The organism is Paraburkholderia sp. RL17-383-BIF-A (assembly GCF_046028015.1).
Taxonomy (GTDB): domain Bacteria; phylum Pseudomonadota; class Gammaproteobacteria; order Burkholderiales; family Burkholderiaceae; genus Paraburkholderia.
The window spans coordinates 36,271-55,899 of sequence record NZ_JARESR010000017.1 but is presented as its reverse complement, the minus strand read 5'-3'; the positions used below and the strand labels follow the sequence as shown (position 1 = coordinate 55,899).

17 protein-coding genes are annotated in these 19,629 nt (G+C 62.2%); 4 read left to right on the top strand and 13 right to left on the bottom strand.

Going from position 1 to position 19,629, the window contains the following annotated elements; genetic code table 11:
• Nucleotides 1-19: 19 nt before the first annotated feature.
• Both P0D71_RS20195 and P0D71_RS20190 read right to left on the bottom strand, forming a co-directional pair.
• A complete protein-coding gene (locus P0D71_RS20195) occupies nucleotides 20-1,249 on the bottom strand; it encodes a CaiB/BaiF CoA transferase family protein (protein ID WP_408481732.1) in 1,230 nt (409 codons plus the stop codon).
• Entirely contained in the window at nucleotides 1,246-3,012 is a 1,767-nt protein-coding gene (locus P0D71_RS20190) for an acyl-CoA dehydrogenase family protein (protein WP_408481730.1), read from the bottom strand. Before P0D71_RS20190 ends, P0D71_RS20195 begins: the two co-directional genes overlap by 4 nt.
• 122 nt (nucleotides 3,013-3,134) lie before the next feature.
• Between P0D71_RS20190 and P0D71_RS20185 the strand changes: the two genes are divergently transcribed.
• Nucleotides 3,135-4,061 (top strand): LysR family transcriptional regulator, encoded by a 927-nt coding sequence (locus tag P0D71_RS20185; RefSeq protein WP_408481728.1) that lies wholly within the window; start codon nucleotides 3,135-3,137, stop codon nucleotides 4,059-4,061.
• Here P0D71_RS20185 and P0D71_RS20180 read toward each other — a convergent pair.
• Together P0D71_RS20180 and P0D71_RS20175 are read right to left on the bottom strand one after the other, a co-directional pair.
• Entirely contained in the window at nucleotides 4,031-4,348 is a 318-nt protein-coding gene (locus tag P0D71_RS20180) for a single-stranded DNA-binding protein (RefSeq protein ID WP_091795362.1), read from the bottom strand. The two genes, P0D71_RS20185 and P0D71_RS20180, sit on opposite strands and share 31 nt — an antisense overlap.
• 139 nt (nucleotides 4,349-4,487) lie before the next feature.
• Nucleotides 4,488-5,387 (bottom strand): LysR family transcriptional regulator, encoded by a 900-nt coding sequence (locus P0D71_RS20175; protein WP_408481726.1) that lies wholly within the window; start codon nucleotides 5,385-5,387, stop codon nucleotides 4,488-4,490.
• A 137-nt stretch (nucleotides 5,388-5,524) separates the two neighbouring features.
• Here P0D71_RS20175 and P0D71_RS20170 point away from each other — a divergent pair, with 137 nt between their 5' ends.
• Nucleotides 5,525-6,268 carry an SDR family oxidoreductase gene (locus P0D71_RS20170; RefSeq protein WP_091795368.1) on the top strand — a complete coding sequence of 248 codons (744 nt, stop codon included), beginning with the start codon at nucleotides 5,525-5,527 and terminating at the stop codon, nucleotides 6,266-6,268.
• Between the two features lie 113 nt (nucleotides 6,269-6,381).
• On the opposite strand, the gene P0D71_RS20165 is transcribed toward P0D71_RS20170, so the two are convergent.
• The 3 genes from P0D71_RS20165 to P0D71_RS20155 all read right to left on the bottom strand — a co-directional run bounded on the left by P0D71_RS20165 (nucleotide 6,382) and on the right by P0D71_RS20155 (nucleotide 9,987).
• A complete protein-coding gene (locus tag P0D71_RS20165; protein ID WP_091795371.1) occupies nucleotides 6,382-7,407 on the bottom strand; it encodes an aldo/keto reductase in 1,026 nt (341 codons plus the stop codon).
• A gap of 88 nt (nucleotides 7,408-7,495) precedes the next feature.
• Complete coding sequence (locus P0D71_RS20160) at nucleotides 7,496-9,229, bottom strand: tetratricopeptide repeat protein (protein ID WP_408481723.1); 1,734 nt, start codon at nucleotides 9,227-9,229, stop codon at nucleotides 7,496-7,498.
• A 185-nt stretch (nucleotides 9,230-9,414) separates the two neighbouring features.
• Nucleotides 9,415-9,987 (bottom strand): DUF4142 domain-containing protein, encoded by a 573-nt coding sequence (locus P0D71_RS20155; protein WP_408481721.1) that lies wholly within the window; start codon nucleotides 9,985-9,987, stop codon nucleotides 9,415-9,417.
• A 424-nt stretch (nucleotides 9,988-10,411) separates the two neighbouring features.
• On the opposite strand from P0D71_RS20155, the gene P0D71_RS20150 reads away from it, so the two are divergent.
• Nucleotides 10,412-11,392: a chemotaxis protein gene (locus P0D71_RS20150; RefSeq protein WP_408296732.1), complete on the top strand. Its 981-nt coding sequence runs from the start codon at nucleotides 10,412-10,414 to the stop codon at nucleotides 11,390-11,392.
• Nucleotides 11,393-11,730: 338 nt separating this feature from the next.
• On the opposite strand, the gene P0D71_RS20145 is transcribed toward P0D71_RS20150, so the two are convergent.
• The 4 genes from P0D71_RS20145 to P0D71_RS20130 all read right to left on the bottom strand — a co-directional run bounded on the left by P0D71_RS20145 (nucleotide 11,731) and on the right by P0D71_RS20130 (nucleotide 15,862).
• Nucleotides 11,731-12,078 carry a hypothetical protein gene (locus P0D71_RS20145; RefSeq protein WP_286161957.1) on the bottom strand — a complete coding sequence of 116 codons (348 nt, stop codon included), beginning with the start codon at nucleotides 12,076-12,078 and terminating at the stop codon, nucleotides 11,731-11,733.
• A gap of 49 nt (nucleotides 12,079-12,127) precedes the next feature.
• Nucleotides 12,128-12,706, bottom strand: a complete 579-nt coding sequence (locus P0D71_RS20140; RefSeq protein ID WP_408296729.1) for a lysozyme — start codon at nucleotides 12,704-12,706, stop codon at nucleotides 12,128-12,130.
• Between the two features lie 1,000 nt (nucleotides 12,707-13,706).
• Nucleotides 13,707-14,801, bottom strand: coding sequence for an asparaginase (locus P0D71_RS20135; protein ID WP_408481719.1), 1,095 nt, complete (start codon nucleotides 14,799-14,801; stop codon nucleotides 13,707-13,709).
• A gap of 131 nt (nucleotides 14,802-14,932) precedes the next feature.
• Entirely contained in the window at nucleotides 14,933-15,862 is a 930-nt protein-coding gene (locus P0D71_RS20130) for a LysR family transcriptional regulator (RefSeq protein WP_408481717.1), read from the bottom strand.
• Between the two features lie 135 nt (nucleotides 15,863-15,997).
• Between P0D71_RS20130 and P0D71_RS20125 the strand changes: the two genes are divergently transcribed.
• Complete coding sequence (locus tag P0D71_RS20125) at nucleotides 15,998-16,909, top strand: DMT family transporter (protein WP_408481715.1); 912 nt, start codon at nucleotides 15,998-16,000, stop codon at nucleotides 16,907-16,909.
• Between the two features lie 34 nt (nucleotides 16,910-16,943).
• Here the strand turns inward: P0D71_RS20125 and P0D71_RS20120 are convergent, their stop codons facing one another.
• A complete protein-coding gene (locus tag P0D71_RS20120) occupies nucleotides 16,944-18,191 on the bottom strand; it encodes a metal-dependent hydrolase family protein (RefSeq protein ID WP_408481713.1) in 1,248 nt (415 codons plus the stop codon).
• Nucleotides 18,192-18,251: 60 nt separating this feature from the next.
• The gene (locus P0D71_RS20115) at nucleotides 18,252-19,559 is read right to left on the bottom strand and encodes an MFS transporter (protein ID WP_091795397.1); all 1,308 of its coding nucleotides are present in this window, start codon (nucleotides 19,557-19,559) and stop codon (nucleotides 18,252-18,254) included.
• Between the last annotated feature and the right edge of the window lie 70 nt (nucleotides 19,560-19,629).

The following is a 19,629-nucleotide window of genomic DNA, read 5'->3' as shown; positions in this document are numbered from 1 at the left end:
TTCTTCGTGCCATCACCGCTCACTGCTGCGCTGATGCTGGGTACCCGCCCGCTTTGAGCACGCCGGCTTCGAACAGACGCTGCTGGGTCGCGGAGTCGATACCCAATCTATCGAGCACGTCGCGCGTATCCGCACCGAGCGACGGCGGCGCACTGCGATACGTGGCCGGCGTGCGCGACAATTTGATCGGCGAAGCGGTGCCGCGATACTCGCCCATCTCAACCACCATGCCGCGATGCAAGGTATGCGGATGCCGTGCCACGACGTCGACGGTCTGCACCGGCCCGCACGGCACGCCCGCGCTGATCAGCGCGTGCGCGAGCGGTTCGCACTCGTGCGCGGCGAGCAGACTTTCGAGCGCGGCCTTCAGCGGCTCGCGATGCGCGCAGCGGCTGCGGTTGTCGACGTAGCGCGGGTCGTCGGCGAGGTCGGGTGCGCCGAGATGCGCGCACAGTTTCGCAAACTGCCGGTCGTTGCCCACCGCGAGAAAGATGGGCGCGGTCGCGGTCCGATAGCTGTCGTACGGCGTGATGTTGGGATGCGCGTTGCCGCTGCGCTGCGGCGTGCGGCCCGAGCCGAAATAGTTCGGCAGATGCGGATGCAGCAGCGATACGCCGCAGTCGTATAACGCAATATCGATCGACTGGCCACGACCGCTCTGCGCGCGCTCGGCGAGTGCGAGCAGAATGCCTGCGAGCGCGTTCAGGCCGGTGACCATGTCGACCACCGGCAAGCCGACGCGTGTGGCCGGCCCGTCACGCTCGCCGTTCACGCTCATCAGGCCGGTCATCGCCTGAATCGCGGCGTCGTAGCCGGGCAAACCACCGAGCGGACCGTCGGGACCGAACCCGGATACGGCGCAATGAATCAGCTTCGGGAAGCGCTCACGCAAATCGCGCTCGTAGTCCATGCCCCAGCGCGCGAGCGTGCCGGGCTTGAAATTTTCGACCAGCACGTCGGCGTCTTCGAGCAGCTTCCAGAGAATCGCGCGGCCTTCGTCGCGTGAAAGATCGACCGCGATGCCCTGCTTGTTGCGGTTCACGCCCGCGAAGTACCACGCGGTGTCGCCATAAAAAGGCGGCCCCCAGCCGCGGGTTTCGTCACCGTCCGGTGGTTCGAGCTTGATCACCTGCGCGCCGTGATCGGCGAGCGCCTGCGTGCAGTACGGGCCGCCGAGCACACGGCTCAGGTCGATGACTTTGATGCCCTGCAGCGCGCCTTGCTTGCCGTCGTTCACGTGTGTGGTCATTGCGCGCTCCCTGCCGGCAAGAGTTGCAGCGCCTCTTCAAGCGTCACGCTGCGGCCATTGACCAACGCATCGATCACAGCGCTTTCATCCGATGCCGAATGCAATGCCAGCGGATCCACGGGCAACAGCTTGTGCCGCACCACCAGATGAGCGAGCGCAAGACGCCGGTAATCGGGTGCGAAATGCACGCCTTCGCAAGCCATCAGCACGGCGGCGCTCGCGTGATACAACGCGGTGCCGGCCTGGCGAACCCATTCGTCGCGACCGGAATCCGCCACCCTGGCCAGCGCATCGCACGCACGCGCGAGCGTCGAGCGCAGCAACGCGAGGCTGGCCGTCGGCAAACCCGCCGTGCCAAGCAGATCCTGCAGATAGGTGCGCAACGGTTCGAGCGCGCCGTCGCGTTTCGCCGCGCGCGCGATGTCGAGTGCGACGATGTTGCTCGTGCCTTCCCAGATCGAGCCGAGATGCGCGTCGCGCACGAGCCGCGCGTCGCTCCATTCTTCGATATAGCCGGTGCCGCCGCGCACTTCCATCGCGTCGCCGGTCACGCGGCGCGCGTCGCGGCAAGCGCGGAACTTGATGAGCGGTGTAAGGATGCGCACGCATTTAGCCGCCTGCCGGTCGCCTGCGTCGGCCTGTTGCAGCAGCTGTGCAATGCGCATGAACATCGAACGCGCCTGTTCGGCGGGCAGCATCATCTTGAGCAACTGACGCTGCATCAACGGCATATCGATCAGCTTGCGGCCGAACGCTTCGCGATGGCGGGCAATGTGCAGCGCTTCCGTCAGCGCACGGCGCATCAAACCCGCGGCACGCACACCGTTAGACAAACGCGACATGTTGATCATGTCGGCCATCTGATGAAAACCGCGCCCCACTTCGCCAATCAGATAGGCCACCGCGCCGTCCAGCACGATCTCGCCGCTCGCCATCGAACGGCTGCCGAGTTTGTCCTTCAGACGCACGATCCGATAGCTGTTGCGCGATCCATCCGGCAGGGTCTTCGGCAAGAGGAACAGACCGAGTCCGTTGATGCCGGGCGGCGCCGTGTCCGGACGCGCGAGCACCATCGCGAGATCGGCGTCGGCGTTCGAGCAGAACCATTTGTCGCCGTAGAGGCGCCACGTTTCTTCGCCATTCGCATCGGTCCCGAGCGACGCACGCGTGGCAATACGCGCGACGTCCGAGCCCGCCGCCTGTTCGGTCATGAACATCGCGCCCTGAAACAGCGTGTCGAAATCGCGCGAGGCGAGCATGGGCAGAAAGCGCGCGACCAGCTCTGGCGCGCCGAACTTGCGCAGCGTGCGCGTGAGCGAATCGGTCATGCTCACGGGGCAGCACAGGCCGAATTCTGCCTGCACGAACAAAAAGGTCAGCGCGTACTTGACGAGCGGCGGCGGTGACATTGCGCCGTCGTGCGTCTCATGACTCATCGCGGCGAGTCCCAACTCCGCATATGCCACGCGTTCCAGCGCGACGTAATCGGGATGCTTGTCGATGCTTTGCACTGCTTCGCCGCGCCGCGTGCGATGGTTCAATTGCGGCGGATGCTTGTCGGCGGACAGCGCCCAGGCGTCGAGTTCTTCGGAGGCACGCTGGCCCAGCGAAACGAACTGGCCCTCGAGTTCGTGAAACAGCGTGTCGCCGAGATGCAGCTTAAGCAGACGCTCGAAGTCGGGATCGCTGGTGAAGAAGTTGATGCCCCGGCTGTCGGGAATGTTGGACGAGCCGTGTGCCGGCTGCGCGTCGTCTTCGCTCATGCTTGTCTCCATGCACGATAGTGCTAGTGAAAGGAGCATATGAGCGCCGACGATAATCGTCTAATACAAACTATATCCGGTACGATAGACACAGATTATCGATAAGAAACCGGGAGACAGCCATGGACCTGAAACAGTTGCGCTATTTCGTGGCGGTCGCCGAGGAGTTGCATTTCGGCCGCGCAGCCAAGCGGCTCTTCATTTCGCAGCCCGCCCTCAGCTTCGACATTCGCAAGTTCGAGGAGCAACTCGGCGTGCAGTTGCTCGCGCGCACCAACAAAACCGTGTCGCTGACCAACGCCGGGCAAGTGCTGCTCGGCGAAGCGCGCCGCCTGTTATTGCAGGCGAGCGAAGCGCAACGCATGACCGTTCGCTCGGCGCATGGCCTCGCCGGCCGCTTGCGGATCGGCTTCGTGAATTCGATGCTGTACCGCGGAATGCCGCAAGCAGTGAAACGCTTCGAGGCCGATTACCCCAGCGTCGAAATCGTATTGAAGGAGATGAACACCAGCGAGCAGGTGCACGCAATCCAGCGGATGCAGATCGACATGGGGTGCGCGCACTGGGGCAATTTCCCGTCCGATGTCACTTCCACGCCGATCTTCTCCGAGCCGTTCCTGTGCTGTCTGCCCGCCGCTCATCCGCTCGCGCGCAAACGCAAGGTCGATCTGCGCGCGCTGGCGCAGGAACCGTTCATTCTGTTTCCGCGTACCGTGTCGCCGCACTATCACGACCTGATCATCGCGCAGTGCGTGGGAGCAGGATTCAGTCCGCTGATTCGCCATGAGGCACGCTTGTGGCAGACCGTCGTGACGATGGTCGGCTTCGACATGGGCGTTGCGCTGGTGCCGTACACGTTGCGCCAGGTGCAGGATCCGCGCGTGTGTTTTTTGCCGCTAACGGGCGAGACGCTGTCATCGCAAGTGCTTCTGTTGCGCAGAAGCGGCGACGCGGAGCCTGTCGCCGAGCGCTTTGTCGAGTATCTCAGCGATGCTGGCGGTGCGCCGGGAGCCACGCGTCACTCGTCCGCTTCGCGGCGTCCTTCGTAGGCCGTTAGCAGCTTGTGGGCGACCATATCCACCGCGGGTTTGACGAGCCCGTTCTTGTCGGTCCAGACCTTGGGCGTCAAGGTGCCGCTCAGCGCTACGCTGTCCGCGTCGCTCAACGCGAGCAGCGCGGTTTGCACGTCGTCGTCGAAGGCAATTACGTTGACGAAAATCGTGTCGCCGTCGTTGGTGGTCGCGCGCACCTTGCAGGTCACGAAACGCCTGCCGTTCTGCCCCGTGCGGATCTGCGCCTCGCCGTACAACCGCCCGCCCACCAGTCCATCGATCATTGCCCTGCTCCTTTTGTGCCGTACCGTGCAAAAGCAGAATCGCCCCGCACGGCGCGTATGATCCCACGAGAAGCCGCGCCGCCCGCATAAAAAGCCGCGCGATTGCGTGCGGCCCGGCGTATGGGCTGACGCCAGACGTTCAAGCCGCCGCGCGACGCGGGCTGAAGATGTCGCTCAACCACTGCGCAAACACCCGCACTCGCGACGACAACTGACGGTTCTGCGGATACAGCACGGACACCGGCATCGGCGGTGGCGGAAAGTCCGCAAGAATGATTTTCAACTGGCCCGCTTCCAGTTCCGCCGCGACCCGGTATTGCGGCACCTGCACGATACCGAGCCCGGCAAGCGCCGAGCCGGTATAGAGTTCGGTGCCGGTCACCGACACCGCCGACGGCAGCACCGTCGCCACGATTCGCCCCGCCACGTTGAATTCGAGCGGTACGGCCTTGCCCGTTGCACTCGACACATAATTGACCGCCCGATGCGCGGACAGCGCCGCCGGATCGGCCGGCTCGCCATAGGCTGCGAGATACGCCGGACTCGCGACGGTGACTTGCGCTAGTTGCGCGACGCGGCGGCCCACCAACGTCGAATCCTGCAGATTACCTGCTCGCAGCACGCAATCCACGCCCTCACGAACCAGGTCGACGAACCGGTCATCTTCGCCGATCGTCAATTCGATCTCGGGAAAGCGCGCGAGAAACGCCGGCAGCACGGGCACCACGAAGTGCCGCGCCAGCGTGCCCTGCAAATTCGCCCGCAGCAGTCCCTTGGGCGCGAGGTTCGAAAACGAGCCCTCCGCCTCTTCCATGTCGGCAATCAGCCGCACACAGCGGCGGTAGTGCGCCTCGCCGTCGTGGGTGAGGCGCACCGTACGCGTGGTGCGTTCGAGCAGCCGCGCGCCGAGCCGCTGCTCCATGCGCTTCATCAGGTTGGTCACGGTGGCGCGCGGAATCTGCAGATCGTCCGCGGCGCGCGTGAAGCTCTGCCGCTCGGCGATCCGCACGAAAACGCGCATTTCCTCGAAACGATCCATGTTCAGTGCCTGGCGGGCGGGCTGAGCGCCCATTGTTAAAGCAAATGGAATGATGATGGCCAGTCTAACCGGATTATCTATGGGCGAAAAGCGTCCATGATTCAGCTCATCTACTCACTGGACCAAGGGAACGCCTCATGAACAAGCCTGCCCATACTCAAGTCGCCATCGTGACCGGCGCATCGCGCGGCATCGGCGCGGCGGTCGCGCAACGTCTGGCCAAAGAAGGCTTCGCCGTCGCGGTCAATTACGCGTCCAGCTCGGCCGAAGCCGACGCACTCGTGGCGGAACTCGCGGCTGCCGGCGCGCAAGCCGTTGCGGTGAAGGCCGACGTATCGAACGCCGACGACGTGCGCCGCCTGTTCGAGATCACCGAACAGCAACTAGGCAAGGTGGACGTGCTGGTCAACAACGCCGGCGTGCTCAAGACCATGCCGCTCGCCGACACCAGCGACGCGCTCTACGACCAGACCTTCGACATCAACGTGCGCGGCACTTTCAACACGTTGCGGGAAGCCGCCGCCCGCATGAACGATGGCGGACGCATCGTCAACTTTTCGAGCACAGCACTCGCGCTGAACATGCCTGGCTACGCGATCTACAACGCGACCAAAGCGGCGGTCGAAGCCTTCACGCATGTATTCGCCAAGGAACTGCGCGGCCGCAACATCACCGTCAACGCGGTGGCGCCGGGGCCCATCGCGACGTCGCTGTTCCTCGACGGCAAGACTGAAGAGCAGATCCAGACATTCGCGAAGATGCCACCGCTGCAACGCCTCGGTCAGCCGGACGATATTGCGTCGGTCGTGGCGTTCCTCGCCGGTCCGGATGCGGGCTGGGTGAACGGTCAGATTTTGCGAGCGAATGGCGGCATCGCCTGAAGCGTCCGGCCACTGTCACTACCGCGAACTTTTCACCGCTCCGGCCGAACTCGCGAGGCGATGTCGAACCGGAGCGCCCGCCATGCAGCGCGTTTCCGAATGAGCGCGCTGACTTACACCGCCTTCGGATTACGTTCCGCGAATCCTTCCTGATGCCAGTACGGATAAGCAGGACGCACGGCGCTCGCCGCGTCGAGCCTGGCCACCTGCTCAGGCGTGAGATTCCAGCCCACCGCGCCCAGGTTCTGCCGCAATTGCTCCTCGTTGCGCGCACCGATCAGCACCGTCGACACGGTAGGCCGTTGCAGCAGCCAGTTCAACGCAATCTGCGGCACGGTCTTGCCGGTTTCGCCGGCTATCTCGTCGATCGCGTCGAGCACGCGGAACAGGTACTCGTCCGGAACCGGCGGCCCCATGTCGGCGGTTTTATGCAAGCGGCTCGAATCGGGCAACGGCTGGCCGCGCTTGATCTTGCCCGTGAGACGCCCCCAGCCTAGCGGACTCCACACCACCGCGCCCACGCCTTGATCGACGCCGAGCGGCATCAGTTCCCATTCATAATCACGGCCCACCAGCGAGTAGTAGGTCTGATTCGCGACGTAGCGCGGATAACCGTAGCGGTCCGCTACGTCCTGCGACTTCATCAGATGCCAGCCGGAGAAATTCGACACGCCGGTATAACGGATCTTGCCGGCACGCACCAGATCGTCGAGCGTCGAGAGGACTTCGGCGACCGGCGTTCTGGCGTCGAAGCCGTGCAACTGGAACAGGTCGATGTAATCGGTTTGCAAGCGCTTGAGTGCGGCGTCCACCGCCTGGATCAGATGGAAGCGCGACGAGCCGACGCTGTTCGGCCCATCGTCGAAACGGAAGGTCGCCTTGGTCGAGATGATCGCCTTGTCGCGCTTGCCCTTGAGCGCTTCACCGAGCACCGACTCGGACGCGCCGCTCGAATAAATGTCCGCGGTGTCGAACATGGTGACGCCCGCATCGAAGCAGATGTCGAGCAGCCGACGCGCCTCGGCGACGTCGGTCGCGCCCCACGCCTGAAAGAATTCGCCCTTGCCGCCGAATGTGCCCGTGCCGAAACTCAGCACCGGCACCTTGAAACCGGATGCACCCAGATGTCTGTATTCCATTGATGAATCTCCGTGGCTTGACCGTCGATAAACGGACGATCAGTCTACGCGCGTCCGCGCAAACGCGCCGGCAGCACGAACGGTGTCGCTATCGCGAGTGAGCGGCGCCCATAGCCGGTGCGCTCCACGCGGCCAGCGCGTCGCGCGCGGTCTGCATCACGCTGTCCCAATCGCCCAATGCGGGTTGCCTGAACAGCCTCGCACGCGGATACCACGGCGTATCGGCGCGCTCCAGCATCCAGCGCCAGCAGGTGTCGAAGCGGTTCAGAATCCAGACCGGCTTGCCGAGCGCGCCGGCCAGATGAGCCGTGGACGTGTCCACGGAAATCACCAGATCGAGGTTTGCGACCAATGCCGCCGTGTCGGCGAAATCGCCCAGCTCTTCTGTGTAATCGACGATGCGGCCACTCAACCCGGCGTTATCGAGTTGCTGTGCCGCCGGCCCTTTTTGCAGGCTGAAGAACCGCACGTCCGGCACATCGAGAATCGGCGCAAATCGCTCGATCGCGATCGAGCGGCGCGCGTCGTTCTTGCGAAGCTCCGCGACATGCGGCCGGTTTCCACCTGCCCACACGAGTCCGACTTTCAGGCGGCCGTCGTCTGCCACGTGAATTCGATCGTGCCATTGGCGAGCCGCTTCGGCATCCGCGAAGAGATAAGGCGTGGCAGACGGAATGCTGTCGAGATCGGTTTTGAACGCGAGCGGCAAGCTCAGCAGCGGACAGTGGCAATCGAATGCCGGCAGCGTTTGGCCGGCTTCGATCAACTGGTCCACGCCGTCGAGCGTGCACATGATGCGCATCAATTCCGGCGGCACTTCGAGCACGACCTTCGCGCCGAGCTTCGACACCAGCGCGGCATATCGGCAAAACTGCAGCGTATCGCCGAGGCCCTGCTCCGCGTGTAACAGAATCGTCTTGCCGTCGATCGAAAAGTCCCCGCGCCAAAGGGGCTGCGCAAAAGTGCGCCGGCTTGCCTTGATCCGGCTGCGCTCCCAACGCCACTCATATTTCTGCCAACCGGATTCGAATTGCCCCATTTGCAGCAGACATAACGACGCGTTCCAATGCGTCTCGGCAGCCGCGGGATTCGCGGCCAGTGCGCGTTCGTAACTCGATAGCGCCTGCGCGTGCTGGTTGAGATCGATTTGTGTGAGACCCAGATTGTTCCAGGCATCGGCGAACGCGGGGGCCAATTCGAGCGCGCGACGGTAGCTTCGTTCGGCTTCCTCCGGCTGGTTCAGGTCGCTGAACGCATTGCCGCGATTGCTCCACGCATCGGGATAATTCGGCTGCAATGCGAGCGCGTGATCGCAGCTCGCGAGCGCATCCGCGGGACGGCCCAGATCGCGCAGCACGCAGGCGCGGTTGTTCCAGGCCTGCGCGAAATCCGGCATCAGCGCGATCGCCCGATCAAAACTGCCGAGGGCGTCGAGCGGCCGGTTCAGGCCGGCTTGCGCGTTGCCGCGATTGTTCAGTGCGTCAGGGAATTTTGGCTGCAAGGCCAGTGCGCGATCGGCACTCAGCAGTGCTTCGTCGAAACGCTGCAAGGCGTTTAACGCATAGGCGAGGTTCGAATGAATCGGCGCCTGCTTTGCGTTGACAGCAAGCGCTTTCCTGAGCAGTTCGACGCCCTCTTGCAGACGGCCCGCTTGCAGTGCCAGCGCACCCAGCAATTGCAGCGCGTCGAAATGACGGGGTTTGAGTTCGAGAATCTCGCGATAGAGTTCTTCGGCCTCGGCGAATGCGCCGTTCTGCTGGAGCCCGACGGCTTGCCGAAGCATATGGTCCAACTGTTGTGGCAGATTGGCAGGCTTGCCCATGCGGAGAGCTTTGATCGAATGCGCGTGAAAATCGGGGAAGCTTTCGGAGCGCGCGTCGCGCGAGGTCACACGCGCAGCGAACTCCGAAAGAGCGAAGCCGATTATCGCCGAAAACAGCGCATTCGAACTGTCAAGCGTCGCGTCACGTCACGCCGCGACGTGACGCGTAGCAAAACGTTTGCCGCTTACTGCGCGGTAGTCGACAGATGTTTGCGCTTGGCGAGATCCTGTGCCATTGCGTAGTGCTCCTGGATAGTCGGCAGCGCCTTCTTTGCCGCGTCCTTCAACTGTTCGTCGCGGCCCGAAGCGATTTCCGCCTGAAATGCGGACAGTGCTTTCTGTTCGCCGGCGAGCGCGACCTGTTCGATATAGGCCTTGTCGAACTCGGCGCCACGCAGGTTATTGATGCTCGCGAGCACGGCCGCGTCAGGATCGTTCTTCGGCACATCGACCCCGCGCGGGCTGGCTGCGCGCAGCGCGTCGGAGATTTTCGCGTTGTCGGTGGAGACACGTTCGGCGAACGCCTTGACGTCGCGGTCGGTCGAGCGCGAGGTGGCGATGCGTGCGGCGTCGCGCTGCGTTGCGACGGCCTTGGTGCCGTCCGCGATGAACGTCTGATCGGCGGCATGCAGACGGCCGGCAGCCGCTGCGGGTGCTGCGGGTGCTGCGGGCGCGCTTTGCGCATTGGCCGCAGTGGCGACGACGAGCAGACCAGCCATGCAGGCGCTGCTGAGGGTGGCGAGAGGCAAGCGGATCATACGTTCTCCTTGAGGTGGAAGCGAAACAACGGCAATGCGTGTGCGCCTCGGGGGTCATACCGGCTGCACGATTACCTTTCAGCCAGCTTTCCAGTCACTGACGGCGCCACGCTTTTATCGCTGTGCATTCTAGGAGCCACGCTGCGCACCATGTGATACGACGCTGTCGCTTCTGTAACCGCAGGTAACCTTCATATGAATGACCTGGCGGGCGTGTATTGCGACCAGCGGGTTCGCGCCCCTTCGTGTTCAGGTGGTGGCTCGCCTATAGACTGCGTGTTAACCAGAGAATGCGAGGAAAACAGCGTGCAATCGCTGAATTTTCCGCGCGCCGCGCCGATAACAGAAAGGTAGGGCGCGCGCCAGGGACTCAACGTAACGGTTGTATGGCGCATCACACGCACCGCAACCTTGGAGAGATGCAATGGCAGTAGAACACCGATCGAGCGACGAACGCAGCAACCTGACGAGTTCCAACAAATTCGAGTTGTTGCTATACCGGCTGGGCTCCGTGCCCGGCAGCGACGCGCACGAGCTTTACGGCATCAACGTCTTCAAGGTGCGTGAAATCTCGACGATGCCGGCGGTCACGCCGATCGCCGGTTCGTCGCCGTTCGTAATGGGCGCGGTGGACATTCGCGGGCAGATCATCCCTGTGATCGACTTGCCGCGGCTGATGGGCTGCGAGCCGACGCGCGGTCTGAACATCTTGCTGGTGACGGAATTCGCGCGCTCCACGCAGGCGTTCGCGGTCGAGGAAGTCGACGATATCGTGCGGCTGGAGTGGAACCAGGTGTTGTCCGCCGAGGGCGCGGCCGGCGGCAATCTTGTCACGAGTATTGCGCGGATCGACGGCAACACGGGTGATTCGCGGCTCGCTCAGGTGATCGATGTGGAGCAGGTGTTGCGTGACGTGTTTCCGTCACAGCATCCGAGTGTCGATCCTGCTTCGGTGGGAGAGGCGTTGGGTATCCGGCGTGGAGCGAAGATTCTTGCTGCTGATGATTCCGGGTTTGCTCGCAAGCTCATCGAGCAGGCTTTGAGCGCGATTGGGGCTGACTTTGTCATGACCAAGACCGGGGAAGAAGCGTGGAATACCTTGCAGCAGGTCGCTCGGGAGTCCGCGTCTAATGGAACGCGGGTGAAGGATAGTATTGCGCTGGTTTTGACCGATCTCGAGATGCCTGAGATGGACGGGTTCATGCTGACCCGGCAGATCAAGGCGGATGAACGGACCCGGGATATTCCGGTCATTATTCATTCTTCGCTTACCGGGGCCGCTAACGAGGCGCATGTCAAGAATGCCGGGGCTAATGGGTATGTGGCCAAGTTTGCCGCTGCTGAGCTGGCTAATGCGATTCGGAATGCGCTGGGGGTGGTGCCTTCGGCTGAAGGTGTTGTTTGAGTTTTCTTTTGGGTGAGGCGATGCCTGGTAAACCCTCGAACAGCCTGATCTGCAGGCCGCAAGCGCCTTGTATTACGGATGGCCTTCTGCTTCTTCGGTAACTCAGGAAAACGAGGCGTTTTTTGGGGTTCTGGTCCACTGCATTTCATAGCAGCGCAGGACGACGGGGAAGGTCGCCATCGGCATGTCCTGTTCGTGGACCGGCAGACTCAAACGATCATGCTAAAGCAAGAGCACTAGCGTTGTGATGAAATTTAACAGGACATTGGCTCACCGAAGCTGGCAATCCAACCAATGCCGGTAGATGGCTTGCGTGGCAATTGTTATTCTGCGCACTCTCACCATTTTGACATTTCCAGAAGATCCGTCAGAAATTTATTCTGCGCCTTGCGGACGTTGTAAACACATTCGCCATAGAGCGCTGGAAACATGGAACCATCTGAACTTCTCTCCCATCCCGCGCCTGCGTCGCGCTGCAATTCACAGAATTTCAGTGCATTGTCTTGTGCAGACATGTATGCGTCCAGTAGCTTCGCGTGAGAATTCGCCACTGGTATCTTCGCACGAACATTTTCATAAATCTTCTTGTTGTTCCTGGCTAAATCGGCGCTTAGATTGCCATAACATAAGGTGTCTCCGTATCCGCCGCCGAGATGTTTTAGACACTCTTGATCCGGGTTCGCCATGACCACGTTGCAAAGCCCCGCGAAGACAACGCAAAAAATAATCGCTTTGCTAATGAGAGGCATCGTAGACCCCCGACGCGAAAAGACGTGCCTCCGAATATCGCCTATGCGGCAAGCCGCGATTGTGTCCCACTCGGTAGGTACAAATGAAGTCAGACATTGCCCGGTAGTGCCCAGTGTTCACTTTCTGGATTATGCCTGTTGCGCCGTCGCCCGCGCCGCAGTTATAAACGATGCTAACGAGAGCATCATATTCAAATTGAAATAGCGGCACCATTACATCACTATTCAGTCTTCTTTCCATTCGTTCGACATCCCGCCTCTTAAAGCCCCGCGCCCGCTCCAGTGATATTGACTGTCCAACCTGGATATGGTCTGTGGGTAATATCCGGTGCCCGCACCCAACCGTTGGAATGCCGGCGTTATCCAGATACGCTTGCAAAACAAAACCCTCCGTGACGTAGTGCCCTTGAAAGTTCACGCCGTTCAGTAGCCCCGACTCCCATACAGAAATAAAGGAAAGGCCACCACTACTGACATTCCACGGCTTGGCAAATCGGTCCGTGTACACCGTAACAGAGGAATTCGGATCGGTGTTGGTTGTTGCGGTTGCCAGTGCATCAGGCATTAGTGCTCCTCCTTGTGGCCGAGGTGGATTCGTATGGATTGCGCGCTATCCGTATGATGGCGACTAGTTCGGCCCTGCGAATCCGTTACACCGTGGACGCGGTCGCCCGATGGCAAGAACACCGTGTAATACGTCTTCGGTAGCGCGCTACCAGCCGCGTCGAGTAACGAAAATTGCTCATCGTAGCGATCGGGCTGCTTGTCGGGTGTTGCACCGTTCATACCAGGGGGATTCACGCTATGCGTGAATTCTTCGGCCCGGTCATCGCACCACGACTCGCCGGCGAGGCTCGCAGTAACGTGAGGCGGAGTTGGACATTGGCACAGGACGATATCCCCGTCGAGCGCGGAATCCGGCCGCCGCTGCTCAACGTGTCGCCGACCACTGCAATGCGTCGTCTCATAGTTCGTCTACGCTTGGCGGAGTTAAATCGTGTTGGCGGGCCAATCTTTGAACAGATGCAATACCTCTTTGTTACCCTTGCTTTCCATATGCCGTCTCCCGCTTGTGATTAACAAGACCATCAAGACTCGCGGCAATGGAGCGCAGTCCCTATAAGACTGGTCCGAAAAAGGAAATGGGCATGCGCGACGCATATCTCAATCTATTTTTTTGCGCCTCGCTTCCAGGACACCACAGGACAGGCTGCCACGACGTTTCATTCAACTCCCCGCCGTAGCCACTGACAGACATTTCGTCTTTTCCTGCGTCTCCGGTAAATCGTCTCTCAATTGAACCAGAGCGGTCTGATGCACGTTACGGCTTTAAACGATCAGTTTTGGATCACAGGCAATTCCACGAGAACAGTATCCCGCTGCATCCTTTCTGGCGTTTCTATGCGAAGCATCGGTCCAAGCGGCTTTGCACCGCCGGCTCATATGCGGATCCCCCGCACAGTCACGGTAATAGTGCATCTGGAATCATCAGAGTCCTCGCACCTTCACCCTCAATGACAAGGCAGTCATTCTTTCGACGGCGCCGCGCGCGCCGTAGCGACCGTTCACTGGACCCCGTGCTCCGTTGATCGTTTAAGCATGACCGAAAAAGTCAGCCGGCTCGTTTCAATGCCCATGGTGTTCAACATCTTCGGTCTATGAAACGCCGCAAGTTTCGTGCGTTGCTCCAGCGTTCCAATGTCGAGCAACGCCAGCAATTCGGCGACCACCGCGTACAGGATGCCGACGTTACCATCCTCGATCTTCACCGCGATACCCAGTGCGCCGCGTGCGCCCACCCTCTCCGTCTGCGCCGATGCCCGCACACCTATCGCGTAGCTGCCGTCCGCGCCAACCTTGCCGACCATCGCGCCATCGAAGGCTTGCATCAACTGCGTGCAGAAGCGGCCCTCGCCCGCGACCAACTCGGGATAGGTCGTCATCGCGCGGTAGATTCGGGCAAGCGCTTTCGTGCGCGGTGTGGCAGCCGCCTCCTTCGATACCTCGTCCTGCGCGGCAGCGAGCTTCGCGAACAAACGTGCCAGGCGATCGAGTGGAAAGGCCGGTGTCGGGAGATTGCAGCCGTCCGTGGCCCATTGCACTGCATCGTCGGGTAAATCGCATACGTCCGCGACCGTGTGTTTCACCCGCACCTGCAAAGGATGCTCGGGTCGCTCGTAACCCGCTATCGCCGCGCCGATCGACTGCGCACCCGCCAGCATGCCCGCATGTTTGCCGGAGCAGTTGCTGCATACAGCGCCCGGTTTGAAGTCGCGCTTGAGCCAATCGACGTACACCGCGTCGGATAGCGGTGCGTGGCCGCCGCAACGCAAGTCCGCTTCGCTCGCATGCGCCTTGGCCAGCATGTGTCGCGTGCGTTCGATGTGGCGCGGCTCGCTGCTGTGCGAGGCGCACATCAACGCGAGATCGGCTTCGTCGAAACCGAACCGCTCCAACGCGCCGGTTTCCAGCACCGCCAGCGCTTGCGCCGGCTTGGCCGCCGAACGCGCCAGCGTCACGCGCGACGGATCGCCGAATGACGCCAGCAAGCGCCCATCCGCGTCGACCACCGCGACGTGAGCCAGATGCGTGTTCTCAATCGAATCGCCGCGATAGACAGTCGCCGCAATCGGCCCGGTAGTGCGCAAGCTCATGCTCATTCTCCTCGTGATCGGTTTAATCGTTGCGGCAGCATCGAATCGTGGATGACGCTGGCGATTCTACGTTCGCCTCGCTCGCGGACCAACACAGCGTGGCAAGTTCCCGCTATTCAGCACGCGCGCAATGTTTGTCATGCAGTATCAAGCGCATCGTGAAGATGCTCGACGAGATAGTCGATCAATGCCCTCACTTTGGGCGGCAAAAATCGGTTCGGCGGATACAGCAGCCACACCGAGCCCACATACGCGCGCGCTTCGAGTTTCCATTCCGGCAAGACCTGTATGAGTTCGCCGCTCGACAGCGACTCCGGGACGGCGAACTCCGGTACGCATGCAATGCCGAAATCCTGCAGCGCAGCTTCAACCCGCGCGCCGGCATGATTGGCGATGTAGCGCCCTTTCACATCGACACTCTGTGTCTCCGTGCCGCGGCGAAAGCGCCAGCGGTTGTCGTCGGCAGTCTCGCCGAGGTAGATGCACGCGTGTTTCAGCAAGTCGCGTGGCTGCGCGGGCGTACCGCGTTCGCTCAAATACGCCGGCGACGCCACCAGCAACCAGTGCACCGCGCCCAGTCGGCGACCCGCGAGACCTTGCGGCGGATGTTCGGTCAGGCGGATCACCAGATCGACATCGTCGGCGAGCGGGTCGATGTCCTGATCGGCGAAAAGGAGTTGCAGGTCCACCTCGTCGTAAGCGCGCAGAAAGCCCGGAACGAGCGGGTGAATCACGGACTTCGCGAACTGGGTCGGCGCGCTCAAGCTGACCCTGCCTTGCGGTTTGCCGGCCAGTTGCCCCGCCGCGTCGACCGCACCGGACGCGGCGCTCACGATGTCGCGGCAGAAGCGCGCCACCTGAGCGCCCGATTCGGTGACCCGCACCGTGCGCGTGGAGCGCTCGAGCAAGCGGGTCGCCAGCGCGTCTTCGAGCCGCTTGATTTGACGGCTGACTGTGGACGGCGTGCTGCCGAGTTGCCGCGCCGCCACCGAGAAATTGCCGGCATCGACGACACGCGCAAACACCGCCATATCCGGCAGCAAGGCGAAAAGCTCCGTTGGGGTCATCGTCGGGGTCCGTTGGGGTCCGTGAGCGGGAGCGGTCTATTAATGCATTCGCGACATAAACGCTGTGCGCGATGACCCGATTATCACGCTTGACGCAAAGTTCGACAATACGGGCTCTTTAGCTCGAGGTTCGCCATGTCGAAACAGGAACGCCTGCTCATGCTGTCCGATCTGATGCTGCTCGCTGTCGCCGTGGTGTGGGGCACCAGTTACGGCGTGGTCAAGAGTGCGCTGGAGTTTTATCCGGTGCTGGGTTTGCTGGCGCTGCGCTTCGGCATCACCTTCGTGATCCTGGCGCCGGCTCTGCGCCACCTGCGCGCTGCGGACGCCCGCACGCTGCGCGGCGTGTTCATTGCCGGCGCGCTGCTGCTGGGCATCTTCCTGTGCGAAACCTTCGGGATCCTGATGACTCGCGCAGCCAACGCCGCCTTTTTGATCAGCCTATGTGTCGTGCTGACGCCGATAGTCGAATGGTTGCTGCTCAAGCGCCGGCCGAGCCGCGTCGAATGGCTGGCGGTGGCGCTCTCCCTGCTCGGCGCATGGCTGCTCGCCGGGGACGGCGCACTCAGTTTCAATCCGGGCGATGCGCTGATTCTGTTCGCCGCCCTGCTGCGCGCATTGACGGTGTGCGTGACCAAACGCGTGATGCGCGATTCGGCCCTGCCGCCTTTGTCGGTGACCGCGGTTCAGTCGGGTGTGGTGGCGTTCGGCAGCGCCGCGGCCGCCTGGCTATTCGCGCCGCAACAGTGGCAGCCGATGCCCGCGATTGCGGGGCACGCTGCTTTCTGGGGCTATGTGGGCTATCTGGTGATCGCGTGCACGCTGTTCGCGTTCTTCGCGCAGAACTTCGCGATCAAGCGCAGCAGCCCCACACGCGTCTCGCTGCTGATGGGCAGCGAACCGGCGTTCGGGGCGCTGTTTGCCTGCCTGTGGCTGGGTGAACGAATCTCTGTGACCGCCTGGGTAGGCGGCGCATTGATCGTCGCGGCATCGATTCTGGCGACGGTGCGATGGACCGCACTGCGCGTGAGCGCCGCGCGGGCCTGAAACAACGGCCCGCGCCAAAACCCACGTGTGCCGATCAGCGCGATGCAACGCTGCCGCGCTCGCTCACCACTTCGCCTCGCTGAAACACATACTCGAGGCGTTCGCCCTGCCCGGTCAGCACGCCGATGTCCTTGAGCGGATCGCCGTCGACCACGAGGATGTCGGCAATCGCGCCCGCCTTGATGACGCCGAGCTTGCCGCTCGGATCGACGATCTCCGCAGCGATCGTCGTGACCGAACGCAAGGCTTCCAGATTGCCGAGCACGTCGGCGCGAATGCGCAACTCGTCGCTCTGAAACGTGTGCATTTCGCCGAGCAGGTCCGAACCGAAGCCCATCGGCACGCCGGCATTCGCATAGATCTGCAGCGAATCGCGCCCCGCTTGCCGCACGGTTTCGATCTTGGCGATCGAGTCGGCCGGCAAGCCATAATCGGCGCCGTGTCTGGCCAGTGCATCATACGTAACCAGCGTCGGCACCACGAACGCGCCGTGTTCGCGCATCAGCTTCGCGGCGGCTTCGTCGACGAGGTTGCCGTGCTCGATGGTGCGCACGCCGCAGCGAATCGCACGCGAGATCGCGCGGCCCGTGTACGCGTGCGCCATCACGTAAGTATTGGCCGCCTCGGCCTCGGCGACGATCGCGCGAATTTCATCCTCGGAGTACTGCGTGTTGCCGATCGGATCGGTCGGCGAAGCGACGCCGCCCGAGGCCATGATCTTGATCTGCGTGGCGCCCTTCTGAATCTCTTCACGCGCGGCAAGCCGCACCGCATCCACGCCGTCGACCACGCGCGCAATCGCGCCCGCCCGAAAACAGCACGAGCACGGTTCGAGCATGTCGCCACGCGGACGGAAATCGCCGTGTCCGCCCGTCTGCGAGAGCGCCTTGCCCGACGGGAAAATACGCGGCCCCGGAACCAGCCCGCTTTCCAGCGCCTGCGTCAAACCCCAGTCCGCGCCGCCCGCATCGCGCACGCTCGTAAAGCCGCGGCCGAGCATGGCCTTCAGAATCGGCAGCGCGCGAATCGCGGTGAGGATATTCGGCTGCGCCGCGTTCGTGCCGAGGTTCGCGCGCGAAGCCAATACGTGCACGTGACAATCGATCAGACCAGGCATCACCGTTTTGCCACGGGCATCGATAACACGCGCGTTGGGCAGATCGACGGGACGATCGGTGACTTCGACGATATGGCCGTTTTCGATCACGACATGCTGATGCTCGATCAACACGCCCTGGACCAGATCGAGTAGGTTGCCGCCGCTGATTACCGTAATGCTCATTGATATCTTCCTGACTTGATGAGGAAATGCGTCCGGCCAACCTCAGCCGGACCCGCCGCTTCAGGTGCCGGCCCGGCGCGGATCGCGCACGAAGAACGTACCCACCAGGCTGATGGTCGCGGCGATCATCACGTAGATCGCGGGCGCCATATTGCTGCCGGTCGAAGCAATCAGCCACGTGATGAAGAACGGCGCGAAGCCGCCGAAAATCGTCACGGCGAAGTTATAGGCGACGGAGAGGCCCGTCGACAGCACCTTGGTCGGAAACAGCTCGGAGAACGCAGCGAGGATCGGGCCGGTATAGGTCGCGATCAGCACGCCGAACACGCCCTGGAACACCATCAGCGAAGCGAGGCCCGGTGCCCGGTTGATATAGGCGAACATCGGCCAGGCGAGCAGCAGGATCGAGACAGCGGCGCCCGAGAGAAAACGGCGGCGGCCGAAGCGGTCAGCGAGTTTGCCGACTACCGGCGAGAAGCACATGATCATCAGACCGCCGAGCATGCCGGCAAGAAAACCGGTGGATTGCGGCAAGTGCAGTGTACGCACCGAATAGGTCGGCATATAGAACAGCAGCACATAGGTGCAAACGGTCCACAGAATCACCATCGAAAAGCTGGCGAACGTCTCGCGCGGAAAGGTACGGAACACTTCGGCAAGCGGCGAATCGTTTTTGGCTTCTTCGGCCACCGCGCTGAACGCGGGGGTTTCGTCCATGCGGCTGCGAATGAAATAGCCGACCGGCCCGATCAGAATGCCGATCAGAAACGGCATTCTCCAGCCCCACGAATGCAGCGAGTCCGCACTCAGACTCGCCGTCACGAACGTGCCGACCGCGGCACCCAGCAACACGGCAAAGCCGATGCTCGCCTGGATCCAGCTCGAATAGAACGCGCGCTTGTCCTGCGGTGCGTATTCCGTGAGGAACGCGGTCGCGCTGCCCATCTCGCCGCCGGCCGAAAAGCCTTGCAACAAGCGCGCGACCACGATCAGCACCGGCGCCCACAAGCCGATCTGGTCATAGGTCGGCGCGAGGCCGATGAGCGCGGTGCCGCCCGCCATCAACAGAATGGTCAGCGAGAGCGCCGCCTTTCGTCCGACTTTATCCGAGTACACGCCGAGCACGATGCCGCCCACCGGACGCATGAAAAAACCCACGCCGAAGGTGGCCACGGCGAGCAGCAGCGAGGTCAGCTCATTGCCGGTCGGGAAGAACAGCTTCGCGATGATGACCGCGAAAAAGCTATAGACGGTGAAGTCGAACCACTCGAGCCCATTGCCGAGCACCGTGGCGATGATGGCGCGGCGCCGCTGCCGCGCGAGCGTATCCACGGAGAGTGGAAGGTTGGATGAAAGCGTTCCTTGCATGGTCCCTTTCCTCATCTGGCTGCCTGTCGGCGATAGTGTCGCATCGCGCCACGCCATGATCGAATGGCGC

Excerpts from the sequence above, each read along its gene's own strand:
- P0D71_RS20195 (WP_408481732.1), bottom strand. The coding sequence starts at position 1,249 with ATGACCACACACGTGAACGACGGCAAGCAAGGCGCGCTGCAGGGCATC.
- P0D71_RS20190 (WP_408481730.1), bottom strand. The coding sequence starts at position 3,012 with ATGAGCGAAGACGACGCGCAGCCGGCACACGGCTCGTCCAACATTCCC.
- P0D71_RS20185 (WP_408481728.1), top strand. The coding sequence starts at position 3,135 with ATGGACCTGAAACAGTTGCGCTATTTCGTGGCGGTCGCCGAGGAGTTG.
- P0D71_RS20180 (WP_091795362.1), bottom strand. The coding sequence starts at position 4,348 with ATGATCGATGGACTGGTGGGCGGGCGGTTGTACGGCGAGGCGCAGATC.
- P0D71_RS20175 (WP_408481726.1), bottom strand. The coding sequence starts at position 5,387 with ATGGATCGTTTCGAGGAAATGCGCGTTTTCGTGCGGATCGCCGAGCGG.
- P0D71_RS20170 (WP_091795368.1), top strand. The coding sequence starts at position 5,525 with ATGAACAAGCCTGCCCATACTCAAGTCGCCATCGTGACCGGCGCATCG.
- P0D71_RS20165 (WP_091795371.1), bottom strand. The coding sequence starts at position 7,407 with ATGGAATACAGACATCTGGGTGCATCCGGTTTCAAGGTGCCGGTGCTG.
- P0D71_RS20160 (WP_408481723.1), bottom strand. The coding sequence starts at position 9,229 with ATGGGCAAGCCTGCCAATCTGCCACAACAGTTGGACCATATGCTTCGG.
- P0D71_RS20155 (WP_408481721.1), bottom strand. The coding sequence starts at position 9,987 with ATGATCCGCTTGCCTCTCGCCACCCTCAGCAGCGCCTGCATGGCTGGT.
- P0D71_RS20150 (WP_408296732.1), top strand. The coding sequence starts at position 10,412 with ATGGCAGTAGAACACCGATCGAGCGACGAACGCAGCAACCTGACGAGT.
- P0D71_RS20145 (WP_286161957.1), bottom strand. The coding sequence starts at position 12,078 with ATGGCGAACCCGGATCAAGAGTGTCTAAAACATCTCGGCGGCGGATAC.
- P0D71_RS20140 (WP_408296729.1), bottom strand. The coding sequence starts at position 12,706 with ATGCCTGATGCACTGGCAACCGCAACAACCAACACCGATCCGAATTCC.
- P0D71_RS20135 (WP_408481719.1), bottom strand. The coding sequence starts at position 14,801 with ATGAGCATGAGCTTGCGCACTACCGGGCCGATTGCGGCGACTGTCTAT.
- P0D71_RS20130 (WP_408481717.1), bottom strand. The coding sequence starts at position 15,862 with ATGACCCCAACGGAGCTTTTCGCCTTGCTGCCGGATATGGCGGTGTTT.
- P0D71_RS20125 (WP_408481715.1), top strand. The coding sequence starts at position 15,998 with ATGTCGAAACAGGAACGCCTGCTCATGCTGTCCGATCTGATGCTGCTC.
- P0D71_RS20120 (WP_408481713.1), bottom strand. The coding sequence starts at position 18,191 with ATGAGCATTACGGTAATCAGCGGCGGCAACCTACTCGATCTGGTCCAG.
- P0D71_RS20115 (WP_091795397.1), bottom strand. The coding sequence starts at position 19,559 with ATGCAAGGAACGCTTTCATCCAACCTTCCACTCTCCGTGGATACGCTC.